We start from the raw sequence: 502 nt of genomic DNA on the forward strand, positions 1-502 counted from the left end.
GTATATGTCTCATGCCACTGCCTTAGCACATGTTGCCGTAGTCACGGTTGTTCTCGAAAGGAGCAATCTGCAGCTCGCGCATATGCGGCGGCAGATCCATCTGGTCCAGACCCTTGCCGTTCTGGATCATCGGGAACACGTTTTCGGACTGGTCGGTACGGAAGTCCATGAACACCAGACGCTCTTTCAATGCCGGGCTGAATGCTTCACGCAAGGCACCCTCGACATCGGCCGGGTTCTCGATCTTCATGCCGACGTGGCCGTAGGCCTCGGCGATGCCGACGAAATCCGGTAGCGCATCCATATAGGACTCGGCGTAACGCGTGCCGTAGAAGAACTCCTGCCACTGACGCACCATGCCCAGGTAGCGGTTGTTCAGCGCAATCACCTTCACCGGCGTGTGGTACTGCTTGGCGGTGGACAGCTCCTGGATGTTCATCTGGATCGAGCCTTCGCCGGTAATGCAGGCCACCTGTGCATTCGGGTTGGCCAGCTGCGCGCC

General features: G+C 58.8%; 1 protein-coding gene. It reads right to left on the reverse strand.

Annotated features, from left to right (window positions below):
* Positions 1-22 precede the first annotated feature (22 nt).
* The coding region (locus tag NOM06_RS20860) for a thiamine pyrophosphate-dependent enzyme (RefSeq protein WP_255913037.1) at positions 23-502 on the reverse strand (480 nt) is incomplete at its 5' end.

This window comes from Aeromonas sp. JL9 (assembly GCF_024436075.1).
In the GTDB taxonomy this organism is placed as follows: Bacteria; Pseudomonadota; Gammaproteobacteria; order Enterobacterales; family Aeromonadaceae; genus Aeromonas; species Aeromonas veronii.